Raw genomic sequence first — 20,320 nt, 5'->3', positions numbered from 1 at the left:
CACTCCGACACCGCCCCACCTTCGACAGGTTCAGGTCGCTATTGGTGGGTGCCGACCGTTGGTCGGCACATCTGTCAGATGTCGAATGAATCATCCACGCATGGCGTGGATCTACTGGTAACTGCGGCGATTGGCATGCGCGGCTGTTGGTAGGTGTCGACCGTTGGTCGATACGATTTTTCTGTCAGATAGCAGTATTCAAAATGGGCTCCGACCCCGTGCCGACCAACGGTCGGCACCCACCATCAGCAGCAGGTTCCGACAGATCGCAGAAAACTGTCGAAGGCGGGGTGGGTCCGGTTGCGGGGGCGTGAGCCGCATGGGCCCGAGGCATGCCTCGGGCGGGTTGGGCAGGACGCCCAACCCCGGTCTTGCCGTGTGCGCAGGACTGCGCACACGAGCAAGCGGCGACCGAGCTTACATGGGTGAGGGCGCTTTGCTTGCGAAGCACTGCTTCGCAAGCGCCCGAACGCACAGCCGCCGGCGGCTGGGCCGGGCCCCGGAGGGGGACTTGCAGCGCCCCCCGCAACCGGACCCACCCCGCCATCCCACAGGAAATCCGCTTCTGCTTCTGCTTCGGCTGTTGCTCCAGCACGCAGCAGGTGCAGGGCTGCAAGCCCTGCCGACCAACACCCTGCTTACGAACGGCTGACGTGACGCTCATGCGCCATGCGCGAGGCTGTCCACCTGGTTGTTCGACTGGAGGTGGCAACGGTGCACTGGCAGAGCGCACAGGCCTACGCATGGCCGTTGGGATTGGCCGTAGTGGTGGGCGGCATAGGCGCGTGGCTGATCCTGTGGATCTATCACCGGCTGAAAGGGCGTGATCGCCGACGTGCGCGTATCGGTCGAGTACTCGGGTTGCCGCTGGCCACCGCGTGGCCGCTGCTGCTGCTGATTCCCGCCTTGCAGGCGACGCCGCTGCAGGATCCGTTGCTGGGCCATCTGCAGCACGGACTGCACATTGCATTGATGGCCTGCTTCGTCTGGCTGCTGGTACGCGCGGTGGCGGCGGGCGAGCGCGCGATCCTGCGCAGCCATCCCATCGATGTCTCCGACAACCTGGAGGCACGCCGCATCCAGACCCAGACGCGCGTGCTCAGCAGGGTGTTGATGGGCGGCATCATCGTGCTCGGTGCGTCGCTGGTGCTGTTGACCTTCCCGATGGTGCAGAAGATCGGCACGGCGCTGCTGGCGTCGGCAGGCCTGATCGGGCTGGTGGCGGGCATCGCCGCCAAGCCGGTGTTCGGCAACCTCATCGCCGGCCTGCAGATCGCACTGACGCAGCCGATCCGCCTGGACGACGTGGTGATCGTCGAAGGCGAGTGGGGACGCATCGAGGAGATCGGCAGCAGCTACGTGGTGGTGCGGATCTGGGATGAGCGGCGGATGGTGGTGCCCTTGACCTGGTTCATCGAGAACCCGTTCCAGAACTGGACGCGGCGCAGTGCCGATCTGCTCGGCACTGCGTTTCTGTGGCTGGACTATCGGGCACCGATCGCGGCGATCCGTGCCGAGCTGGAGCGCATCTGCCATGGCCAGGCGCTATGGGATGGGCGCGTCTGCGTGACCCAGGTGACCGAAACCAACGAGCGCGCGATCCAGGTGCGTCTGCTGGTCAGCGCGCGCAGTTCCGGTGATGCCTTTGATCTTCGCTGCCTGGTGCGCGAACGCATGCTCGATTTCCTCGCACGTGAGCATCCGCAGTCGTTGCCGCAGGTGCGTGCGCGGCTGCAACACGAAGACGAGCTGGATATGCCGCGTGGTCCACGTACACGCACCTCGGATGTGCGTTCGCCAGGTGCTGAAGATGGTGAGGCCGCGATCGTGCCGGAGGAGCCGCAGGATCGGTAGTGCCGGCCGCTGGCCGGCAACGCCGGAGCGATCGAGCTGCCGGCCAGCGGCCGGCACTACCGGAAGCAAGATGTCGCGGCGTCACCGGAGCTCAGGGTTCGCCGGCGTCGATCAGCGCATCGGTATCAAAGTGTGGCGGCCGCCGCGCACGGGTGCGCTGCTCGTAGGCGTAGGCCATTTCGATCAGCTTCGGCTCGCTCCAGGCGGTGCCCATGAACAGCAGGCCGACGGGAAGGCCGTTGATCTGGCCCATCGGCACGGTCAGGCTGGGGTAACCGGCCACGGCAGCGGCGCTGTAGCTCTCGCCGGGGAAGTCGTCGCCTTCGCTGCGGATCGGCCACGCCACACCGGTGGTCGGCGCCACCAGCGCATCGAGCTGATGGGCGGCGAGGGCTGCATCGATGCCTTCCGGACCGGCCAACCGGCGCGCATCACTGCGCGCGCGGATGTAGGCAGGGTCTGCCAGGCCGGTGGTGGCATCGGCCTCCACCAGCAGCTCCTGGCCGAACAGGCCCAGTTCCTGCTTGCTGTGCGCCTGGTTGAAGGCGATCAGTTCGGCCAGGCTGCGCAGTGGCGCGCGGTGGGTGCTGAAGTAGCGCTCCAGCCCGGCCTTGAATTCGTACAGCAGCAGCGTGCGCTCAGCCTCGGCCCACGCGCCCTGGTTGGGCAGCTCCACTGGCACCACCACGGCGCCGGCGCGACGCAGCTCGGTCGCTGCCTGATCGATCAGCGGCGGCATGCCGCGGTACTTCAGCAGCGGCGTCTGCAGCAGACCGATGCGTTTGCCGCGCAGGCCCTGCGGGTCCAGGCGCGCGGTGTAGTCGTAGACCGCACGGCCGGGCATGGTCGCGGTGGCGGGATCGGCGTCATCGCGGCCGGCGATCGCAGTCAGCACGGCAGCAGCATCGGCGACGCTGCGGGTCATCGGGCCGGCGGTGTCCTGGCTGAAGGAGATCGGCACGATGCCATCACGACTGACCAGCCCGACCGTCGGCTTCAGACCGACCACGCCGTTGATCGCGGCCGGGCAGACGATGCTGCCGTCGGTTTCGGTGCCGATCGCCACGCTGGCCAGGTTGGCGGCCACGGCCACCGCGCTGCCGCTGCTGGAACCGCACGGTGAATGGCTGATGCGGTAGGGGTTGCGGGTCTGGCCGCCGCGCGCGCTCCAGCCGGAGATGGAGTCATTGCCGCGGAAGTTGGCCCACTCGCTGAGGTTGGTCTTGCCCAGCACTACGGCGCCAGCCTCGCGCAGCCGGCGTACCAGGTAGGCATCGTCCGGACGGAAGCCCTGCAGGGCCAGTGAGCCGGCACTGGTGACCATCGGTGCGGCGTTGATGTTGTCCTTCAGCAGCAGGGGGATGCCATGCAGTGGCCCACGCAGGCGCCCTTCGTGGCGCTCGCGGTCGCGTGCGGCGGCTTCCTTCAGGGCGTCGGGGTTGAGCTCGATCACCGCGCGCAGGCGGGGCCCGGTGCGGTCCAGGGCGGCGATACGCTGCAGGTAGGCCTGGGTCAGGGTGGTGCTGTCCAGATCTCCGGCAGTCATCCGCGCCTGCAGGTCGGCGACATCGGTTTCGGCGTACGGGAACGGCACGTTGCGGCTCGCAGGTTCGGCCGCATGCGCGCTGGGCGTGGCCGGGCTGCAGCCAGCCGAAAGCAGCGCCGGCAGCGCGGCGAGCAGGCAGGTCAGCAGAGGCGGCAAGGACGGGCGCATGGGGCGGCTTGGTCGGCTCCAATCCCCAGTGTAGCCGGTGCTCAGCGGTGGCGCTTGCGCAGATCGCGGGCGAGGACGTAGACCACGATCAGGTTGATCGCCAGGATCGTCCATGACGGCCAGCCGGGATGGCGGATGATCGCGAAGATGTCGAAAGGCAGGTACAGGGCGGCGGTCAGGCAGCCCAGCCAGGACGCCCAGGCCTTGGCCCGCCACAGGCCCCAGGCTTCGACCAGGTGCAGCAGGCCGTAGCCGATCATCCCCGCCGCGGCCAGGTGGACCGCGTCGGGACTGATCATGTGCAGCAGCGAGGGCAGGGTGCCATGATCCGGATCCAGGCTGAAACGCCGGATCAGGGCCATGATGCCGTGCCGCAGCGGCTGCGGTCCGAGCACTTCCAGCCCGGTGGCGGCCAACAGCGCCAGCATCGCCTTGCTCGCTTCGAGCAGGGCGATGACGTGCAGACCCGGATGCCGGTGTGGATCCGGGTTGTAGCCGCTCTGGTTCACGGGGTGCTGGCTCAGCCGCCGCGCGAAGCCTTCTTGCGATCGCTCTCGGTCAGGAACTTCTTGCGCAGGCGGATCTCCTTCGGGGTGATCTCGACCAGCTCGTCGTCTTCGATGAAGTCCAGGGCCTGTTCCAGCGAGTACTTGATCGCCGGGGTCAGCTGGATCGCATCGTCCTTGCCCGAAGCGCGCATGTTGGTCAGCGGCTTGGTCTTGATCGCGTTGACGGTCAGGTCGTTGTCCTTGGAGTGGATGCCGACCAGCTGACCTTCATACACGTTGTCGCCTTCAGCAGCGAACAGCTTGCCGCGCTCCTGCAGCGGGCCCAGCGAGTAGGCCGGCGTGGTGCCCGGTGCATTGGCGATCATCACGCCGTTGATGCGCTTGGCAATCGCGCCCTGTTCCTTCGGACCGTAGTGGTCGAACACGTGGAACAGCAGGCCCGAACCCTGGGTCAGGGTCTTGAACTCGTTCTGGAAGCCGATCAGGCCACGGGCCGGGATCTGGTACTCCAGGCGCACGCGGCCCTTGCCGTCCGATTCCATGTTCTTCAGCTGGCCCTTGCGGGTGCCCAGCTTTTCCATCACGCCGCCCTGGTGGATTTCTTCGATGTCCACCACCAGCTGCTCGATCGGCTCCATCAGCTGGCCGTCGATTTCCTTGATGATCACTTCCGGGCGCGACACGGCCAGCTCGTAGCCTTCGCGGCGCATGTTCTCGATCAGCACCGACAGGTGCAGTTCGCCACGGCCGGAGACCAGGAACTTGTCGGCGTCTTCCAGCTGCTCGACCTTCAGGGCCACGTTGTGGACCTTTTCACGGTCCAGGCGGTCCTTGATCTGGCGGCTGGTCAGGAACTTGCCACCGGACAGGTCCTTGTTGCCGGCGAACGGCGAGTTGTTGACCTGGAAGGTCATCGAGATGGTCGGCTCGTCGACGGTCAGCGCCGGCAGCGCTTCCGGGAAGTCCGGTGCGCAGATGGTGTCGGAGATGGTCAGCTCCTGGATGCCGGAGATGGCCACGATGTCGCCGGCCTCGGCCGAATCCTGCTCGATGCGCTCCAGGCCCATGAAGCCCAGCACCTGCAGCACCTTGCCGTTGCGCTTCTTGCCTTCACGGTCGATGACCGCGACCTGCATGTTCTTCTTCAGGGTGCCACGCTGGATGCGGCCGATGCCGATCACGCCCACGAAGTTGTTGTAGTCCAGCTGGCTGATGCGCATCTGGAACGGGCCTTCCGGATCCACTTCCGGCTTCGGCGCGTGCTGCATGATCGCTTCGTACAGCGGGGTCATGTCGCCGTCGCGCACGGTGTCTTCCAGGCCGGCATAGCCGTTCAGGCCCGAGGCGTAGACGATCGGGAAGTCCAGCTGCTCGTTGGTGGCGCCGAGCTTGTCGAACAGGTCGAAGACCTGGTCGATCACCCATTCCGGACGGGCGCCCGGACGGTCGACCTTGTTGACCACGACGATCGGCTTGAAGCCCATCGCGAAGGCCTTCTGGGTCACGAAGCGGGTCTGCGGCATCGGGCCGTCCATCGCGTCGACCAGGATCAGCACGGTATCGACCATCGACAGCACGCGCTCGACCTCACCACCGAAGTCGGCGTGGCCGGGGGTGTCGACGATGTTGATCCGGTTCTTGATGCCGGTCTTCTTGTCTTCCCAGGTGATGGCGGTGTTCTTGGCCAGGATGGTGATGCCGCGTTCCTTTTCCTGGTCGTTGCTGTCCATCACGCGCTCGGCGAGGACGGTGCGCTCGGACAGGGTGCCGGACTGCTTCAGCAGCTGGTCGACCAGGGTGGTCTTGCCATGGTCGACGTGGGCGACGATGGCGATGTTGCGAAGATTTTCGATGGACATACGAAAGGGGGCCAGTCGGCGCCGGATTTGGAAAAAGAAGTCCAACATTATACGTCGAACTTGACGATTCGCGAAAAGGTGGATTTCACATCCGTCGCGGGGCCCATTCAGCTGGCTGTCCGCCGTGTCGGCCGGGGCCGCCAGCGCCCGGAGACGCGGCTTCCCGTCCACGGGCTGAAGCCGGGTTCTTCACCGATGGTCGAAGCCGCCGCCGCCACGAGGCAGGTGTAAACTAGGTGGCTAGACGCGTTCCCCTCTGCATCAAGGATCTTCATGTCCCTCATCGCCACTTTCGACACCACCCAGGGCCCGATCAAGGTCGAGCTGTTCGCCGACAAGGCGCCGCTGACCGTGGCCAACTTCGTGAACCTGGTCAAGCACGGCTTCTATGACGGCCTGATCTTCCACCGCGTGATCGCCGACTTCATGATCCAGGGCGGCTGCCCGCAGGGTCGTGGCACCGGCGGCCCGGGCTACAAGTTCGAAGACGAGAAGAACGGCGTGAAGCACGAGGTCGGCTCGCTGTCGATGGCCAACGCCGGCCCGAACACCAACGGCAGCCAGTTCTTCATCACCCACATCAAGACCGACTGGCTGGACGGCCGCCACACCGTCTTCGGCAAGGTCCTGGAAGGCCAGGCCATCGTTGATTCGGTCAAGCAGGGCGACGTGATCCATTCGATCACCCTGGAAGGCGACGTCGACGCCGTGCTGGCCGCCCAGGCCGACCGCGTCGCGGAGTGGAACAAGCACCTCGCCGCCTGATCCCCCTTCGAAACGGCCACCCATGGGTGGCCGTTTCCCTGTTCCCCGCCGCCCGCCTGGCCTGCGTGGCTCTGCCCGCGGCGTCCCATCAAACGCTTGCAAGCAAGAGGAAACCCCCATGAAAGCACCCGTTCGTGTTGCCGTGACCGGCGCCGCCGGCCAGATCGGTTATGCCCTGCTGTTCCGCATCGCCTCCGGCGAAATGCTGGGCAAGGACCAGCCGGTCATCCTGCAGCTGCTGGAACTGCCGGTGGACAAGGCCCAGGCCGCCCTGAAGGGCGTGATGATGGAGCTGGAAGACTGTGCCTTCCCGCTGCTGGCCGGCATGGTCGGCACCGATGACGCCGAAGTCGCGTTCAAGGACGCCGACATCGCCCTGCTGGTCGGCGCACGTCCGCGCGGCCCGGGCATGGAGCGCAAGGACCTGCTGCTGGAGAACGCCAAGATCTTCACCGCCCAGGGTGCAGCGCTGAACAAGGTCGCCAGCCGTGACGTGAAGGTGCTGGTGGTCGGCAACCCGGCCAACACCAACGCCTACATCGCGATGAAGTCGGCCCCGGACCTGAAGCCGGAAAACTTCACCGCCATGCTGCGCCTGGACCACAACCGCGCGCTGAGCCAGCTGTCGACCAAGCTCGGCAAGCCGGTCGGTGGCATGGAGAAGCTGGTGGTGTGGGGCAACCACAGCCCGACCATGTACCCGGACTACCGTTTCGCCACCGCCGATGGTGCGTCGATCGCCGATGCGATCAACGACCAGGAGTGGAACGCCAACACCTTCATCCCGACCGTCGGCAAGCGCGGCGCGGCGATCATCGAAGCCCGTGGCTCGTCCTCGGCTGCTTCGGCCGCCAACGCAGCGATCGACCACGTGCGTGACTGGGTGCTGGGCAGCAACGGCAAGTGGGTCACCATGGGCGTGCCGTCCGACGGTTCCTACGGCATTCCGGAAGGCGTGATCTTCGGCTTCGCGGTGACCACCGAGAACGGCAAGTACACCCTGGTCAAGGACCTGCCGATCGACGACTTCAGCCAGAAGTACATCGACAAGACCCTGGCCGAGCTGGAAGAAGAGCGCGCCGGCGTCGCCCACCTGCTGGGCTGATGCAGGCGGTACCGGCTCCGGCCGGTACGTCTTCCATCAAGGTAGGTACCGAACGTTGGTTGGTACGCAGAAAACGGGGAGGCTTCGGCTTCCCCGTTTTCATTTGGAATTCCTGGAACCGCATGATCCACCTGCACTACATCGATGACGCACTGCTGGTGGCCGAGAAGCCGGCTGGCCTGTTGTCCGTACCCGGCCGCAGCGCCGAGAACCAGGACTGCGTGGTCGCGCGCCTGCAGGCGCTGTATCCGGATGCGTTGACCGTGCACCGGCTGGACCAGGTGACCTCGGGCCTGCTGCTGCACGCGCGCGGCAAGGAGACGCAGGCCGCATTGTCGAAGCAGTTCGAGCAGCGCCAGGTTGGCAAGCGGTATGAAGCGGTGGTGCAGGGGCTGCTCGAGGGTGATTCCGGCGAAGTGGACCTGCCGTTGATCGTTGACTGGCCGAACCGGCCGAAGCAGATGGTCGATCACGAACGCGGCAAGCCGGCGTTGACCCGCTGGCGCGTGCTGGCGCGTGATGTAGAAGCGCGGCGCACGCGCGTGGCGTTGGAACCGATCACTGGCCGCAGCCATCAGCTGCGGTTGCACATGGCCAGTATTGGCCATCCGATTGTTGGCGACGTGCTGTATGACGCGGCACCGGCGCACCGCGTGCATCTGCATGCGTGCAGCCTGCAGTTCACCCACCCGGTGACGGGCGAGGTGCTCGCGTTCGAGTCTGCGGCTCCGTTCTAGGGGGTCGGCAGGGCTTGCAGCCCTGCACCCGCAGAATCAACGTCAACGTCAAAAGCGGGCTATACGTGGGTTGGCGGGACGGTGTCGAAGTGCGGGGCCGCCGCAAGTACGTCCGTGTAGGCTTGGCAGCCGCATCCATGCGGCTGACACCCCGCACTTCGACACCGCCCCACCTTCGACAGGTTCACTCGGCTGTTGGTAGCGGTGGCCGTTGTTCCGCGCAGCTGTTGGTAGGTGTCGACCTTGGTCGACACGATTTTTCTGTCAGATATCGAATGAACCATCCACGCATGGCGTGGATCTACCGCGTCGACCAAGGTCAACACCTACCAGAGCAGTCGACCAAGGTCGACACCGACCAGAACAATATGCCGTTCCGGCAGATCGCGGAATCTGTCGAAGGCGGGGTGGGTCCGGTGGCGGGGGCGTGAGCCGCATGGGCCCGAGGCATGCCTCGGGCGGGTTGGGCAGGACGCCCAACCCCGGTCTTGCCGTGTGCGCAGGACTGCGCACACGAGCAAGCGGCGACCGAGCCTCCAAGGACGGATTCACGGCGTCCCCCGCAATCGGACCCACCCCGCCATCCCCCAGTAAGCCAGCTTCTGCTGTTGCTTCGGCTGTTGCTTCTGAGGTTGCCGGCCAGCGGCCGGCACTACCGCGGGTGCAGGGCTGCAAGCCCTGCATAACAAACCCCACCCCCTACCAAGGTAGGGCGGCCCGCGCGGCAGCACCGGACTATCCTCGAACCCATGACTTTGTCTGGGAGGGCTGCGTCATGAACTACGAGGAAACCTACCGTCGCTCGATCGACGAGCCGGAGGCCTTCTGGGGCGAGGAAGCCAAGCGCATCCATTGGCATAAACCGCCGCAGCAGGTGCTCGACTACAGCAACCCGCCGTTCCGGCGCTGGTTCGTCGGCGGCGAAACCAATCTCTGCTACAACGCCGTCGACCGCCACCTGGCCGAGCGCGCCGACCAGCTCGCGCTGGTCGCCATCTCCACCGAAACCAACAGCACACGCGAGATCACCTATCGCCAGCTGTACCGCGAAGTGAACGACTTCGCCGCGGTACTCAAGCACCTCGGTGTCGGCCACGGTGACCGCGTGGTGATCTACATGCCGAACATGGCCGAGGCGGTGTTTGCGATGCTGGCCTGCGCGCGCATCGGTGCGGTGCACTCGGTGGTGTTCGGTGGCTTCGCCGCGCACAACCTGGCGCTGCGCATCGACGATGCCAAGCCCAAGCTGCTGATCGCGGCCGACGCCGGTATGCGCGGTGGCAAGCTGATTCCGTACAAGCCGATGGTCGACGCCGCCTGCGCCGAAGCGGCGTCGCCGCCACCGCACGTTCTGATCGTGTCGCGTGGGCTGGATGCCGCCGAACCCTGCGTGCCGGGCCGTGACGTGGACTACGCGACGCTGCGTGCGCAGATCGGTGAAGTCGACGTGCCGGTGCAGTGGCTGGAAGCGAGCGAGCCGAGCTACCTGCTGTACACCTCCGGCACCACCGGCAAGCCGAAGGGCGTGCAGCGCGATGTGGGCGGCTATGCGGTGGCGATGGCGCAGTCGATGGAGACCGTGTTCGACTGCAAGCCGGGCCAGGTGATGTTCTCCACCTCCGATGTCGGCTGGGCGGTGGGCCACTCCTACAACGTGTACGGCCCGCTGATCGGTGGCTGCACGTCGCTGCTGTACGAAGGGCTGCCGACCAACCCGGACCCGGGCATCTGGTGGGCACTGTGCGAGCAGTACAACGTGCGCACGATGTTCTCTTCGCCCACCGCCATCCGCGTGCTGAAGAAGCACGACGCAGACTTCATCCATCGCCACGACCTGCGTGCGCTGAAGTACCTGTTCCTGGCTGGCGAGCCGCTCGACGAGCCGACCGCGCACTGGATCAGCGAAGCGCTCGGCAAGCCGATCATCGACAACTACTGGCAGACCGAAACCGGCTGGCCGGCACTGACCCTGCTGCCGGGCCTGGAGATGAAGCCGGTGCGCTTCGGTTCGCCGGGTTTCCCCAATCTCGGCTATCGGATGAAGGTGATCGACGAGAACACCGGTGAGGAAGTCGCACCGGGGCAGAAAGGCGTGCTGGTGGTGTCGCCGCCGTTGCCGCCGGGCTGCATGAGCACGGTGTGGAATGATGACAGTCGCTTCCTGCAGAGCTACTTCAGCCACTTCAAGGAACTGCTGTACAGCTCGCTGGACTGGGCGATCCGCGACGACGATGGCTACACCTTCATCCTCGGTCGCACCGATGATGTCATCAATGTAGCCGGGCACCGTCTGGGCACGCGCGAGATCGAGGAGGCCATTTCCAGCCATCCGCGGGTGGCCGAGGCCGCCGTGATCGGGGTCAAGGATGAACTGAAGGGGCAGGTGCCGCTGGTGTTCGTCACCCTCAAGCAGGGCCTGGATGGCGAGGATCCGGCGCCGGTGGTGGCCGAGATGATGGCGACGGTGACCACCTCGCTCGGCGCGGTCGCACGCCCGGCGCACGTACACGTGGTCAATGCACTGCCCAAGACCCGCTCCGGCAAGCTGCTGCGGCGCTCGCTGCAGGCGCTGGCCGAACAGCGCGACCCGGGTGACCTGTCGACGCTGGACGACCCCAGCGCGCTGGAGGAGATCCGCCGCGCGCTGGCCCGTTGATCCGGTAGTGCCGGCTACTGGCCGGCACCCCCCACTCAATCCCGAGGTTGCCGGCCAGCGGCCGGCACTACCCGCGGCACTTGCGCTAAGCTCGGCCTGTCATCGACCTGCAATACGCGGCGCGCGCCGGGGAAGGCGCGTGCCGTCCGGGGATGGCACACAGGGGGGCGTGCCCGTCAGGGCGCGCCGGCATTGCGCATCGAGGGAGGGGGAGGCAATGGCATTGCTGCACGCCAAGACGGCTGCTGGCCGTCAGGAAATCGAAGACCGTGGCCGGCGCCTGCCGGCGGCACTGCGTTCGATCCTGCTGATGGTCGACGGCCATCGCGATGACACTGAATTGCGTGGCCTGTTCGAAGGCCTGCGCGCGCCGGACGATGCACTGGAGCAGCTGGAAGCGCAGGGCCTGATCGAAGTGATCGGTGGCAATGCCGAGGTGGCACCGGTACGTGGCATCAGCACCGGCCGCGAACAGGATCCGGCGTTGTACCAGCAGCTCTACGACGCGATGAGCGAGGCGGTGCGGCGCCACCTGGGCCTGAAGGGCTACTTCATGCAGTTGAAGATTGAACGCTGCACCGATGCACTTGCGTTGGAACGCCTGTGCCCGGAACTGCTGGCGGCGGTGGGCAAGGCGCGCAGCCCGGCGCTGGCGCAGCGCTGGTGGCAGGAAACCCAGGCCGCCGTGGTCAATGGTGGCGGCGAGGTCGTGCAGGCCTGAGCCACCGCGTAAAGTGATCGGTTCACTTCCCCACAAGGAGTCCCGCGTGCAGGACGACCACGACGACACCGACACCCCAGGCTGGGACGCGATCAATGCGGCGCTGGCGCCGCTGTATGCCGGCCAGGAACCCCGTCACTACGGTACGGCGTTGCCGTACACGCTGGGTGGCCAGGATCCACTGGATGGCATCAGCGTTTACTGGGCGGATGCGCCGGTACCGCACTGGCATTACATCACCTACGGCTTCTCCGAGCTGTACGCCAAGGAGAGCAGCGATGCCGCCGCCAGCGGCTATGGTTTCGAGCTGACCTTCCGCCTGGCTGCTGAAGCCGGTGAGCACGCCGGCAGTACCCCGCCGGTGTGGCCGATGAACCTGCTGCAGAACCTGGCGCGCTACGTGTTTGGCAGCGGCAACGTGTTCGAGGATGGTCACCATCTGAACGCCAACGGCCCGATCGCGCTGGAGACCGGCACGCGTCTGTGCCACCTGGCCTTCATCGCCGATCCGCAGTTGCCTGCGCGCGACACCGCCAATGGCCACCTGCAGTTCCTGCAGCTGGTCGGGCTGACCGATGAGGAGATGGAAGCGGTCAAGCGCTGGTCGACGCGCGGCGTGCTGCAGGCGCTGCAACCGGCGATGCCGCTGTGGATCAGTGACCTGCATCGCGGCAACCTGTTGGAGGATCCGACACTCGCCGCACAGGTGCGGGCCGGCAGCGAGCGCGAGGGCTCCAGCACCGGCATGTTGTTCATCGAGACACTGGATTGGCGGCAGGAGGCGGGCGTCACCACCCTGGTGCTCGGCGCCGGCCAGGTGGCCAGTGTGTGCGAGCTGTTGCCATTGCGCCTGCGCCACGGCAAATCGCTGGAACTGGCCAGCCGCGAGCGGCAGTGGGAATTCATTCCGGCAGCGCGCGGTGAAACCGGCGAGGTATCGGCCGACAGCGCGCGCTGGGCGCTGGACGAGACGGGGCTGCAGGCCCTGGCGGGCGTGCGTGCCGAACGTGGCATCTACCCGGTGGCGGGAGCGCTGCGCATCGAAGTGGTGCCGACCTACCTGCGCGATGCCAACGGTGAAGTGATCCGCCAGATCGGCTGAGTGTGGTGATGGCGCCGGTGGGGTCAGAGCCGCCTGCTGTGCAGACGGATCCGACCCCGGGTCAGGCTCAGGCCAGGCCTTCGGCCTTCAGTGCGGCCTGCACGCCGGCATCGGCGTCCATGCGTGCCTTGTAGGCGGCCAGGTTGTCCAGGCCCGACAGGTCGACCTTGGTGCCGGCGGCCCAACGCAGGGTGATGTAGAAGTACGGATCGGCGAAACTGCGGAAGCCGGCCAGCCAGGGCTTGTCGGCCAGCTGCCTGTCAGCGGTCTCGAACAGGCCACGCAGGCGCTTGTGTGCGGCGGCGCGGATCGCGTCGAACTGGCTTTCGTCGGCGATGAACTTGCCCGGTGCGAACAGCGGCGAGAAGGCCGGATGCACGTCGGAATTGACGAAGGCCAGCCAGCGGGTGGCTTCGGCACGCTGGCGCGCACTGCCATCGCCGCCGAGGCCGGCCTGCGGGTAGGTGTCGGCGATATAGCCCATGATCGCGGCGTTCTGCAGCAGCACGAAGTCGCCATCGACCAGCGCGGGAACGGCGCCGGCCGGATTGATCTTGAGGAATTCCGGACCCTTCAGGGTGTCCTTGTTCAGCAGTTCGACCTCGAACGGCTGGCCGGTCCACTGCAGGGCGATGTGGTCGGCGGTGGAACAGGCACCGGGCTTGCTGTACAGCTTCATGGGAACTCCAGGTGATGCGGGCGGGAAACGCCCACTATCCCAGAGCCTGCCAGCGGGCGGCAACGCTGCCGCCAGCACGGATCGTTACGACTGCCGCGGCTTGAGGTTCTGCACCTTATAGAAGGTGTGATCGCCGATGGTGGCCACCTGGTAGGCGTTGCGCCAGTTCGGGCTGGCGATGGACAACGCGGCGAAGTGGCTGGCTCCGGGCACGATCTCGCGGCGCTCGCCGGCCGGCAGCGCCCAGTTGCGCTCGGCGTCGAAGGCCACGTTCATTGCCTCGCTCCAGGCCGCGTCATTGCCCAGCTGGGTGCCGGGGGAGACGATGGTCGGCGCGAACTGCTTGCGCGCGGTGACCACCTGGCACATCGAGTCGCCCCACAGGCCACTGTCGAGGCGGCGCAGGGCGACCTCGGCAACGGCTTGCTGGCCGCGCAGGGTCTGGTCGCGGGCTTCCAGGTAAACGGTGGTGCTCAGACACAGTGAATCAGCGGCCGGCTGCGGCAACAACTGCGACAGCCAGAGAATCCAGGCCAGTTTCATATAACTCCTTGCTCCGTATGGGCCGCACTCTCCGCTTCCAGTCGCGGGGGCGACAGGATGCGGGGTACGACTTGGCGTCATGGGGAGGCGGCCATCGGGGCCGCCCCGTGGGCAGCCCCAAAAGAAACGACCAGTACCGATCGTGGGGGCTGCGCCGGCTCACCGGAAACTGGCTGGTGAGCGGAAAGATGGCGCAAGGTAGGGGGGCGTAGCCGAACGCATCGTGAACCGTCCGGCTTGACATTCAGGTTCGGGAGGGGTGACGGAAATCACATTCCGTCCCCCATTCATGCGCTCATCAGAGCGCGGCGGCCACCCGGCTGCCCTGGTCGATGGCCCGCTTGGCGTCCAGTTCGGCCGCTACATCGGCACCGCCGATCAGCTGCGCGTTGATGCCGGCGGCCTGCAGTTCGGCCTGCAATGCGCGGTTCGGTTCCTGCCCGGCGCAGATCACCACATGGTCGACCGGCAGCAGCTGTTCGCTGCCTTCCACGCGGATGCGCAGGCCTTCGTCGTCCACGCCCAGGTACTCGACGCCGCCGAGCATGCGCACGCCCTTGGCCTTCAGCGTGGCGCGGTGGATCCAGCCGGTGGTCTTGCCCAGCCGCGCGCCGGGCTTGCCGGGGCTGCGCTGCAGCAGCCACAGCCGCCGCGGCGATGCCTCGGGCTGCGGCCTGGCCAGCGAGCCGCGGGCCTCGAACGTGCTGTCCACGCCCCATTCGGCCATCCAGCGCTGTGGGTCCAGCGAGGGGGACTCACCAGCGTGGCTGAGGAACTCGCCGACATCGAAGCCGATGCCGCCGGCGCCGATGATCGCCGCACTGGCGCCCACTTCGACCCGGCCCAGCAGCACGTCCAGGTAGCTGACCACCTTGGCGTGGTTGGCGCCGGGGAAGTCGACCTTGCGCGGCGTGATGCCGGTGGCCAGCACCACCTCGTCGAAGCCGGCCAGGCTGGCCGCGTCTGCTCGCGTGCCCAGGCGTAGCTGCACGCCGGTTTCAGCCAGCTTGTGGCGGAAATAGCGCAGGGTCTCGTGGAACTCTTCCTTGCCGGGGATGCGCTTGGCCACGTTGAACTGGCCACCGATCTCGTCGTTGGCATCGAACAGGGTGACCTGGTGGCCGCGCTCGGCGGCCACCGTGGCGCAAGCCAGGCCGGCCGGACCTGCGCCGACCACCGCGACCTTTTTCGGCGTGGCAGCCGGGCGGTAGACCAGCTCGGTCTCGTGTGCGGCACGCGGATTGACCAGGCAGCTGGCCAGCTTGTTCTCGAACACGTGGTCCAGGCAGGCCTGGTTGCAGGCGATGCAGGTGTTGATCGCCTCGGCGCGGCCGGCGCGGGCCTTGTTGGGCCATTGCGGGTCGGCCAGCAGCGGGCGCGCCAGCGACACCATGTCGGCGCCGCCGCTGGCGAGGATGTGCTCGGCGACGTCGGGCATGTTGATGCGGTTGGTCGCCACCAGCGGCACCGTTACATGCGGCTTGAGCTTGGCGGTGACACCGGCGAAGGCGGCGCGCGGCACCGAGGTGGCAATGGTCGGGATGCGCGCTTCGTGCCAGCCGATGCCGGAATTGATGATCGTCGCGCCAGCCGCCTCGATGGCCTGGGCCTGCTGCACGATCTCTTCCCAGTTGCTGCCGTCGTCAACCAGATCCACCAGTGACAGGCGGTAGATGATGATGAAGTCCGGGCCGCAGGCCTCGCGGATGCGGCGCACGATCTCCACTGCAAAACGCATGCGTTGGTGGGCGTCGCCACCCCAGCGGTCGGAGCGCTTGTTGGTGCGCGGGGCGATGAACTCGTTGATGAGGTAGCCCTCCGAGCCCATCACTTCGACGCCGTCGTAGCCGGCTTCGCGGGCCAGCTTTGCGCTGCGTGCGTAGTCGGCGATATGCCGCTCGACGCCGCTGGCCGACAGCGCACGGGGGGTGAACGGGTTGATCGGCGCCTTCAGCTTCGACGGTGCCACCGACAGGGGATGGTAGGCATAGCGGCCGGCATGCAGCAGCTGCAGGCAGATCTTCGCGCCGTGCTGGTGCGCGGCCGCGGTGAGCTGCCGGTGCGGGCGCACTTCCCAGGGCCAGGACAGCTTTCCGCCAAAGGGCTTCAGCCAGCCGACCACGTTCGGCGCGAAGCCACCGGTGACGATCAGGCCGACGCCACCTTCGGCGCGTTCGGCGAAGTAGGCGGCCAGGCGCGGGAAGTCGCGGGCGCGATCTTCCAGGCCGGTGTGCATCGAACCCATCAGCACGCGGTTGCGCAGCTGGGTGAAGCCCAGGTCCAGCGGGGCGAACAGGTGGGGGTAGGCGCTTTCGTTGGCTGGCGACATGATCGATACGCTTGCGTACGGAAGCGCGAAGCGTGCCGGGAAACGGCGGCCGGGGCAAGGGGCGCGGGCGGTAGTGCCGGCCGCTGGCCGGGTACGCTCGGCACATGCGTGCTGTCGCTCCCGCATTTCGCTGCGCGAACCGCGGGCCCCACTTACCGACCTCCAACCCCCGCGCCTGCGGCGCTGCCCCCGAACTCCGGGGGCGGTAGTGCCGGCCGCTGGCCGGCATTCGATCAGCTCAGGGTGATTGCGGTTGCCGGCCAGCGGCCGGCACTACCGGGGGACGCCCAATCCCGAACCAGCCCAGCGTTACTCCGCACAGGGGGCCAATCAGCAGGGCGAAGGCGAGGGTGCCGACACCGACGTTGCCGCCGAGCCACCAACCCAGCAGCAGCACGCTGCCCTCGATCAGGCTGCGCACCTTCCAGATCGGCCAGCCGGTGCGGGCATGCAGGCCGGTCATCAGGCCGTCGCGCGGGCCGGGCCCGAGCTTGGCGCCGATGTACAGGCCGGTGGCCAGGGCGACCAGCAGCATGCCGGCGCAGAACATCGCCAGCTGCCAGCCAAGGCCGACCGCCGGGGGAAGCAACCACAGCCCGAACTGCGCGGATGGGCCGATCAACATCACGTTGAGCACGGTGCCGACACCCGGCTTCTGTCGCAATGGCCACCACAGCAGCAGCACCAGTGCACCGATCACATTGGTGGCCAGGCCGAACGATAGCGGCGTCTGTGCGGCGATGCCCTGCGACAACACGTCCCAGGGGGCCACGCCGATCGCTGCACGGATCATCAGTGAGGCGCCGAAGCCGTACAGGAACAGGCCGATGATCAGTTGCAGCAGACGCAGGGGCAGGGCGGTGGGCATGACGGCGCTCGGGGAGAGGGGAGGGATCTGTTTCCACCGTAATCCCGATTCAGTCACTCCCATAGATACAGATGCCGGCCGATTCGCCGCTACAGGAGTCGTCGATCCTGCGTATGGGCCGTTCTGTGGAGCTGGGCCATGCTCCGGCTGCTTTGCCTGGCACCGCCAGCCGAACATGGCTCGGTACTGCACCGGCGTTCCAGCCTGGCTCAGTCGCCCCAGCCGGCCAGCGCCAGCTTGCCCACCGTGCGCCCGCTGGCCAAGCGCTGATGCGCGATGTCCAGATTCGCCGCATTGATCGCGCCCAGCGTCTCGCTGAGGGTGCCGCGCAGCTGGCCAGCGTCGATCATGCTGGCCGCGCGGCTGAGGATGCGGTGCTGTTCGATGCGGTCCGCCGTGGCGAAGCGCGAACGCGCGAACATGAACTCCCAGTGGATGCCGATGCACTTGGCCTTGTAGGGATCACCGATGCGCAGCGCGCCGCGCGGTTCGACGATGAGGCCGACATGGCCCTGTGGCGCCAGCAGCTGACCCAACGCATCCCAGTAATGGTCGGTGTCGGCCAGGTTGAGCGCGACCTGTACTGCGTCGATGCCCAATGCCTGCAGCTGGGGCAGCAGCGGCTGCCGGTGGTCGATTACATGCTGGGCACCCATCTGCCGGCACCAGTCGATCGATGATTCACGCGAGGCGGTGGCGATCACCTCGAATCCGGCATGCCGGCCCAGCTGGATCGCCATCGATCCAACACCGCCTGCTCCGCCGATCACCAGCAGGTGCTGGCCGGCATGGCGGCGATCATCCAGCTGCAATGGCATGCGCTGGAACAGCAGTTCCCATGCGGTGAGCGTGGTCAGTGGCAGTGCGGCCGCTTCGGCGAAGTCGAGCGTGGTCGGCTTGCGCGCTACCAGCCGTTCGTCCACAAGATGGAACTGCGCATTGCAGCCTGGCCGGGTGACATCACCGGCGTAGTAGACCTCGTCGCCGGACGCGAACAGGCTGGCGTCCTCGCCGATCGCTTCGACCACCCCGGCGGCGTCCCAGCCGAGTACGCGGGGTGCTTCGAGCGTGGCCGGATCGGTGGCCGCCCGCTGCTTGCCGTCGACCGGGTTCACCGAGACGGCCTCGACCCGGATCAGCAGGTCGCGGCCACGCGGAGGCAGCGGCGGGGGCAGGTGGATATCGCAGAGGGCGGGGGCGGATTCACGACTCAGGGCGACGGCTTTCATCTCGGCTCCGGCTGGGTACGTGGCTCCATCATAGAGTTCCTCACGTTTCAGCAGATACGCTGAATCGGGCGGCGCAAGCTGTTGCGCAATATGTCGTACTCCGCACCTAAATCCCGTCAAACCCTTGCAGCGTGAGGGTCTTGCGGATTTTCATCATCCTGTATAGGGTTTCAACGTCGGACCGGTGGAGGGTCGGGCGCGATACTTCACATGTTACGGGACTGTTAACATGACCTTCACCCGCCTGAGCATAATGTTCGCGGCGGTGGCGTGCTGAATCGGCTGTCGAACATCGACGCACTAGTGCTGGCCCATGCCTCTACCGGTTTCATACCCCCGAAATAGGAGCTGTACTCAATGAACAAGAAGATCCTTACTGCCGCGCTGCTGGGTGGTCTGGCTTTCGCCCAGGCTGCGTCCGCGCAGGAGTTCGATGACCGCTGGTACCTGACCGGTTCGGCCGGCTTCAACTTCCAGGACAGCGACCGCCTGACCAATGACGCTCCGTTCGTCACCCTGGGCCTGGGCAAGTTCATCAGCCCGAACTGGTCGCTGGACGGTGAGCTGAACTACCAGAACCCGAACTTCGACGCCAACAAGGACATGAACTGGTCGCAGTACGGCGTCTCGCTGGACCTGCGTCGCCACTTCATCAAGGAAGGCCGCGGCTGGAACCCGTACCTGCTGGCCGGCCTGGGCTACCAGAAGTCGGAAGAAGAGTACAACCCGATCAGCGGTGGCCTGGCTGACCGCAAGGACGGCAACTTTGCCGCCAAGGTCGGCGTCGGTCTGCAGACCACCTTCGAGAAGCGCGTCGCTGTCCGTGCCGAAGTCGCCTACCGCGCTGATTTCGACGACCAGAGCGTGAACCCGAAGCGTGCCGGCAACGATGAAAGCTGGTTCGGCGACGTGCTGGCTTCGGTCGGCGTCGTGATCCCGCTGGGCCCGGCTCCGGTCGCGGCTGCTCCGGCTCCGGCTCCGGTTGCCCCGAGCTGCGCCGACCTGGATGACGACGGTGACGGCGTCAACAACTGCGACGACAAGTGCCCGAACTCGCAGCCGGGTCAGACCATCGGTCCGGACGGTTGCCCGGTGCCGGTCTCCATCGACCTGAAGGGCGTCAACTTCGACTTCGACAAGTCGAACCTGCGTCCGGACGCCGTGGCGATCCTGAGCGAAGCCACCGAGATCCTGAAGCGTTACCCGGATCTGCGCGTTGAAGTCGCCGGTCACACCGACTCGAAGGGTACCGACGCTTACAACCAGAAGCTGTCGGAGCGTCGTGCTACCGCCGTGTACAACTACCTGACCAAGAACGGCGTTGACGCCGGTCGCCTGGTCGGCCCGATCGGCTACGGCGAGAGCCGTCCGATTGCTCCGAACACCAACCCGGATGGTTCGGACAACCCGGAAGGTCGCGCCAAGAACCGTCGTACCGAGCTGAACGTCCAGAACTAAGTTCTGACGCTCTGCCAGTAGGACACAGCAGGACCCGGCTTCGGCCGGGTCTTGTTGTTTCTGCGGCCCGGAATCCGGTGCCTGCCGGTCCGGGGGTAACCGTTCGTCGGGTTTTTGTCCGTAAAACCAATGGGTTGCCGTATTCATTGAAAGTGGCGCTTGAAAGCTGTCGCGGCATTGCTAAACTCGCCG

At 66.5% G+C, this 20,320-nt stretch carries 17 protein-coding genes; 9 read left to right on the top strand and 8 right to left on the bottom strand.

Annotated features, from left to right (window positions below):
- Positions 1-669 precede the first annotated feature (669 nt).
- Complete coding sequence (locus AC5P5R_RS14255; RefSeq protein WP_059033257.1) at positions 670-1,854, top strand: mechanosensitive ion channel family protein; 1,185 nt, start codon at positions 670-672, stop codon at positions 1,852-1,854.
- A gap of 91 nt (positions 1,855-1,945) precedes the next feature.
- Here the strand turns inward: AC5P5R_RS14255 and AC5P5R_RS14250 are convergent, their stop codons facing one another.
- From AC5P5R_RS14250 to typA, 3 genes are read right to left on the bottom strand one after another with little or no spacing between them, the layout of a single operon-like run.
- Positions 1,946-3,568, bottom strand: coding sequence for an amidase (locus tag AC5P5R_RS14250; protein WP_099596480.1), 1,623 nt, complete (start codon positions 3,566-3,568; stop codon positions 1,946-1,948).
- Between the two features lie 41 nt (positions 3,569-3,609).
- Positions 3,610-4,077 carry a DUF2127 domain-containing protein gene (locus AC5P5R_RS14245; protein ID WP_005408223.1) on the bottom strand — a complete coding sequence of 156 codons (468 nt, stop codon included), beginning with the start codon at positions 4,075-4,077 and terminating at the stop codon, positions 3,610-3,612.
- 11 nt (positions 4,078-4,088) lie between these two features.
- Entirely contained in the window at positions 4,089-5,936 is a 1,848-nt protein-coding gene (typA, locus tag AC5P5R_RS14240; RefSeq protein ID WP_005412346.1) for a translational GTPase TypA, read from the bottom strand.
- A gap of 273 nt (positions 5,937-6,209) precedes the next feature.
- Between typA and AC5P5R_RS14235 the strand changes: the two genes are divergently transcribed.
- From AC5P5R_RS14235 to AC5P5R_RS14205, 7 genes are all read left to right on the top strand, one after another.
- Positions 6,210-6,701, top strand: a complete 492-nt coding sequence (locus AC5P5R_RS14235; protein WP_005408225.1) for a peptidylprolyl isomerase — start codon at positions 6,210-6,212, stop codon at positions 6,699-6,701.
- Positions 6,702-6,819: 118 nt separating this feature from the next.
- Positions 6,820-7,806: a malate dehydrogenase gene (locus AC5P5R_RS14230; protein WP_004153634.1), complete on the top strand. Its 987-nt coding sequence runs from the start codon at positions 6,820-6,822 to the stop codon at positions 7,804-7,806.
- Positions 7,807-7,928: 122 nt separating this feature from the next.
- Complete coding sequence (locus AC5P5R_RS14225; protein WP_059033261.1) at positions 7,929-8,543, top strand: RluA family pseudouridine synthase; 615 nt, start codon at positions 7,929-7,931, stop codon at positions 8,541-8,543.
- A 290-nt stretch (positions 8,544-8,833) separates the two neighbouring features.
- A complete protein-coding gene (locus AC5P5R_RS14220) occupies positions 8,834-8,974 on the top strand; it encodes a hypothetical protein (protein WP_154329255.1) in 141 nt (46 codons plus the stop codon).
- Positions 8,975-9,318: 344 nt separating this feature from the next.
- On the top strand, positions 9,319-11,199 hold the full coding sequence (gene prpE / locus AC5P5R_RS14215; RefSeq protein WP_495226392.1) for a propionate--CoA ligase: 1,881 nt from the start codon (positions 9,319-9,321) through the stop codon (positions 11,197-11,199).
- A 217-nt stretch (positions 11,200-11,416) separates the two neighbouring features.
- Positions 11,417-11,920 carry a hypothetical protein gene (locus AC5P5R_RS14210; protein ID WP_164281589.1) on the top strand — a complete coding sequence of 168 codons (504 nt, stop codon included), beginning with the start codon at positions 11,417-11,419 and terminating at the stop codon, positions 11,918-11,920.
- Positions 11,921-11,966: 46 nt separating this feature from the next.
- On the top strand, positions 11,967-13,022 hold the full coding sequence (locus tag AC5P5R_RS14205) for a suppressor of fused domain protein (protein WP_099474272.1): 1,056 nt from the start codon (positions 11,967-11,969) through the stop codon (positions 13,020-13,022).
- Between the two features lie 67 nt (positions 13,023-13,089).
- On the opposite strand, the gene AC5P5R_RS14200 is transcribed toward AC5P5R_RS14205, so the two are convergent.
- From AC5P5R_RS14200 to AC5P5R_RS14180, 5 genes are all read right to left on the bottom strand, one after another.
- Positions 13,090-13,701, bottom strand: coding sequence for a glutathione S-transferase N-terminal domain-containing protein (locus tag AC5P5R_RS14200; RefSeq protein WP_005408230.1), 612 nt, complete (start codon positions 13,699-13,701; stop codon positions 13,090-13,092).
- A gap of 84 nt (positions 13,702-13,785) precedes the next feature.
- The gene (locus tag AC5P5R_RS14195) at positions 13,786-14,244 is read right to left on the bottom strand and encodes a cell wall hydrolase (protein WP_004154513.1); all 459 of its coding nucleotides are present in this window, start codon (positions 14,242-14,244) and stop codon (positions 13,786-13,788) included.
- A gap of 298 nt (positions 14,245-14,542) precedes the next feature.
- The gene (locus AC5P5R_RS14190) at positions 14,543-16,573 is read right to left on the bottom strand and encodes an NADPH-dependent 2,4-dienoyl-CoA reductase (protein WP_099474274.1); all 2,031 of its coding nucleotides are present in this window, start codon (positions 16,571-16,573) and stop codon (positions 14,543-14,545) included.
- Between the two features lie 238 nt (positions 16,574-16,811).
- On the bottom strand, positions 16,812-17,441 hold the full coding sequence (gene yczE / locus AC5P5R_RS14185; RefSeq protein WP_005408232.1) for a membrane protein YczE: 630 nt from the start codon (positions 17,439-17,441) through the stop codon (positions 16,812-16,814).
- Positions 17,442-17,650: 209 nt separating this feature from the next.
- A complete protein-coding gene (locus AC5P5R_RS14180; protein WP_049459798.1) occupies positions 17,651-18,670 on the bottom strand; it encodes a zinc-binding alcohol dehydrogenase family protein in 1,020 nt (339 codons plus the stop codon).
- A 357-nt stretch (positions 18,671-19,027) separates the two neighbouring features.
- Between AC5P5R_RS14180 and AC5P5R_RS14175 the strand changes: the two genes are divergently transcribed.
- The gene (locus AC5P5R_RS14175) at positions 19,028-20,128 is read left to right on the top strand and encodes an OmpA family protein (protein ID WP_005408234.1); all 1,101 of its coding nucleotides are present in this window, start codon (positions 19,028-19,030) and stop codon (positions 20,126-20,128) included.
- The last annotated feature ends 192 nt before the right edge of the window (positions 20,129-20,320 follow it).

The sequence above is a fragment of the Stenotrophomonas sp. YJH_SMC_19 genome (assembly GCF_059367915.1).
The sequence above is the reverse complement of the archived record's forward strand: the minus strand, read 5'-3'. Positions and strand labels throughout refer to the sequence as shown.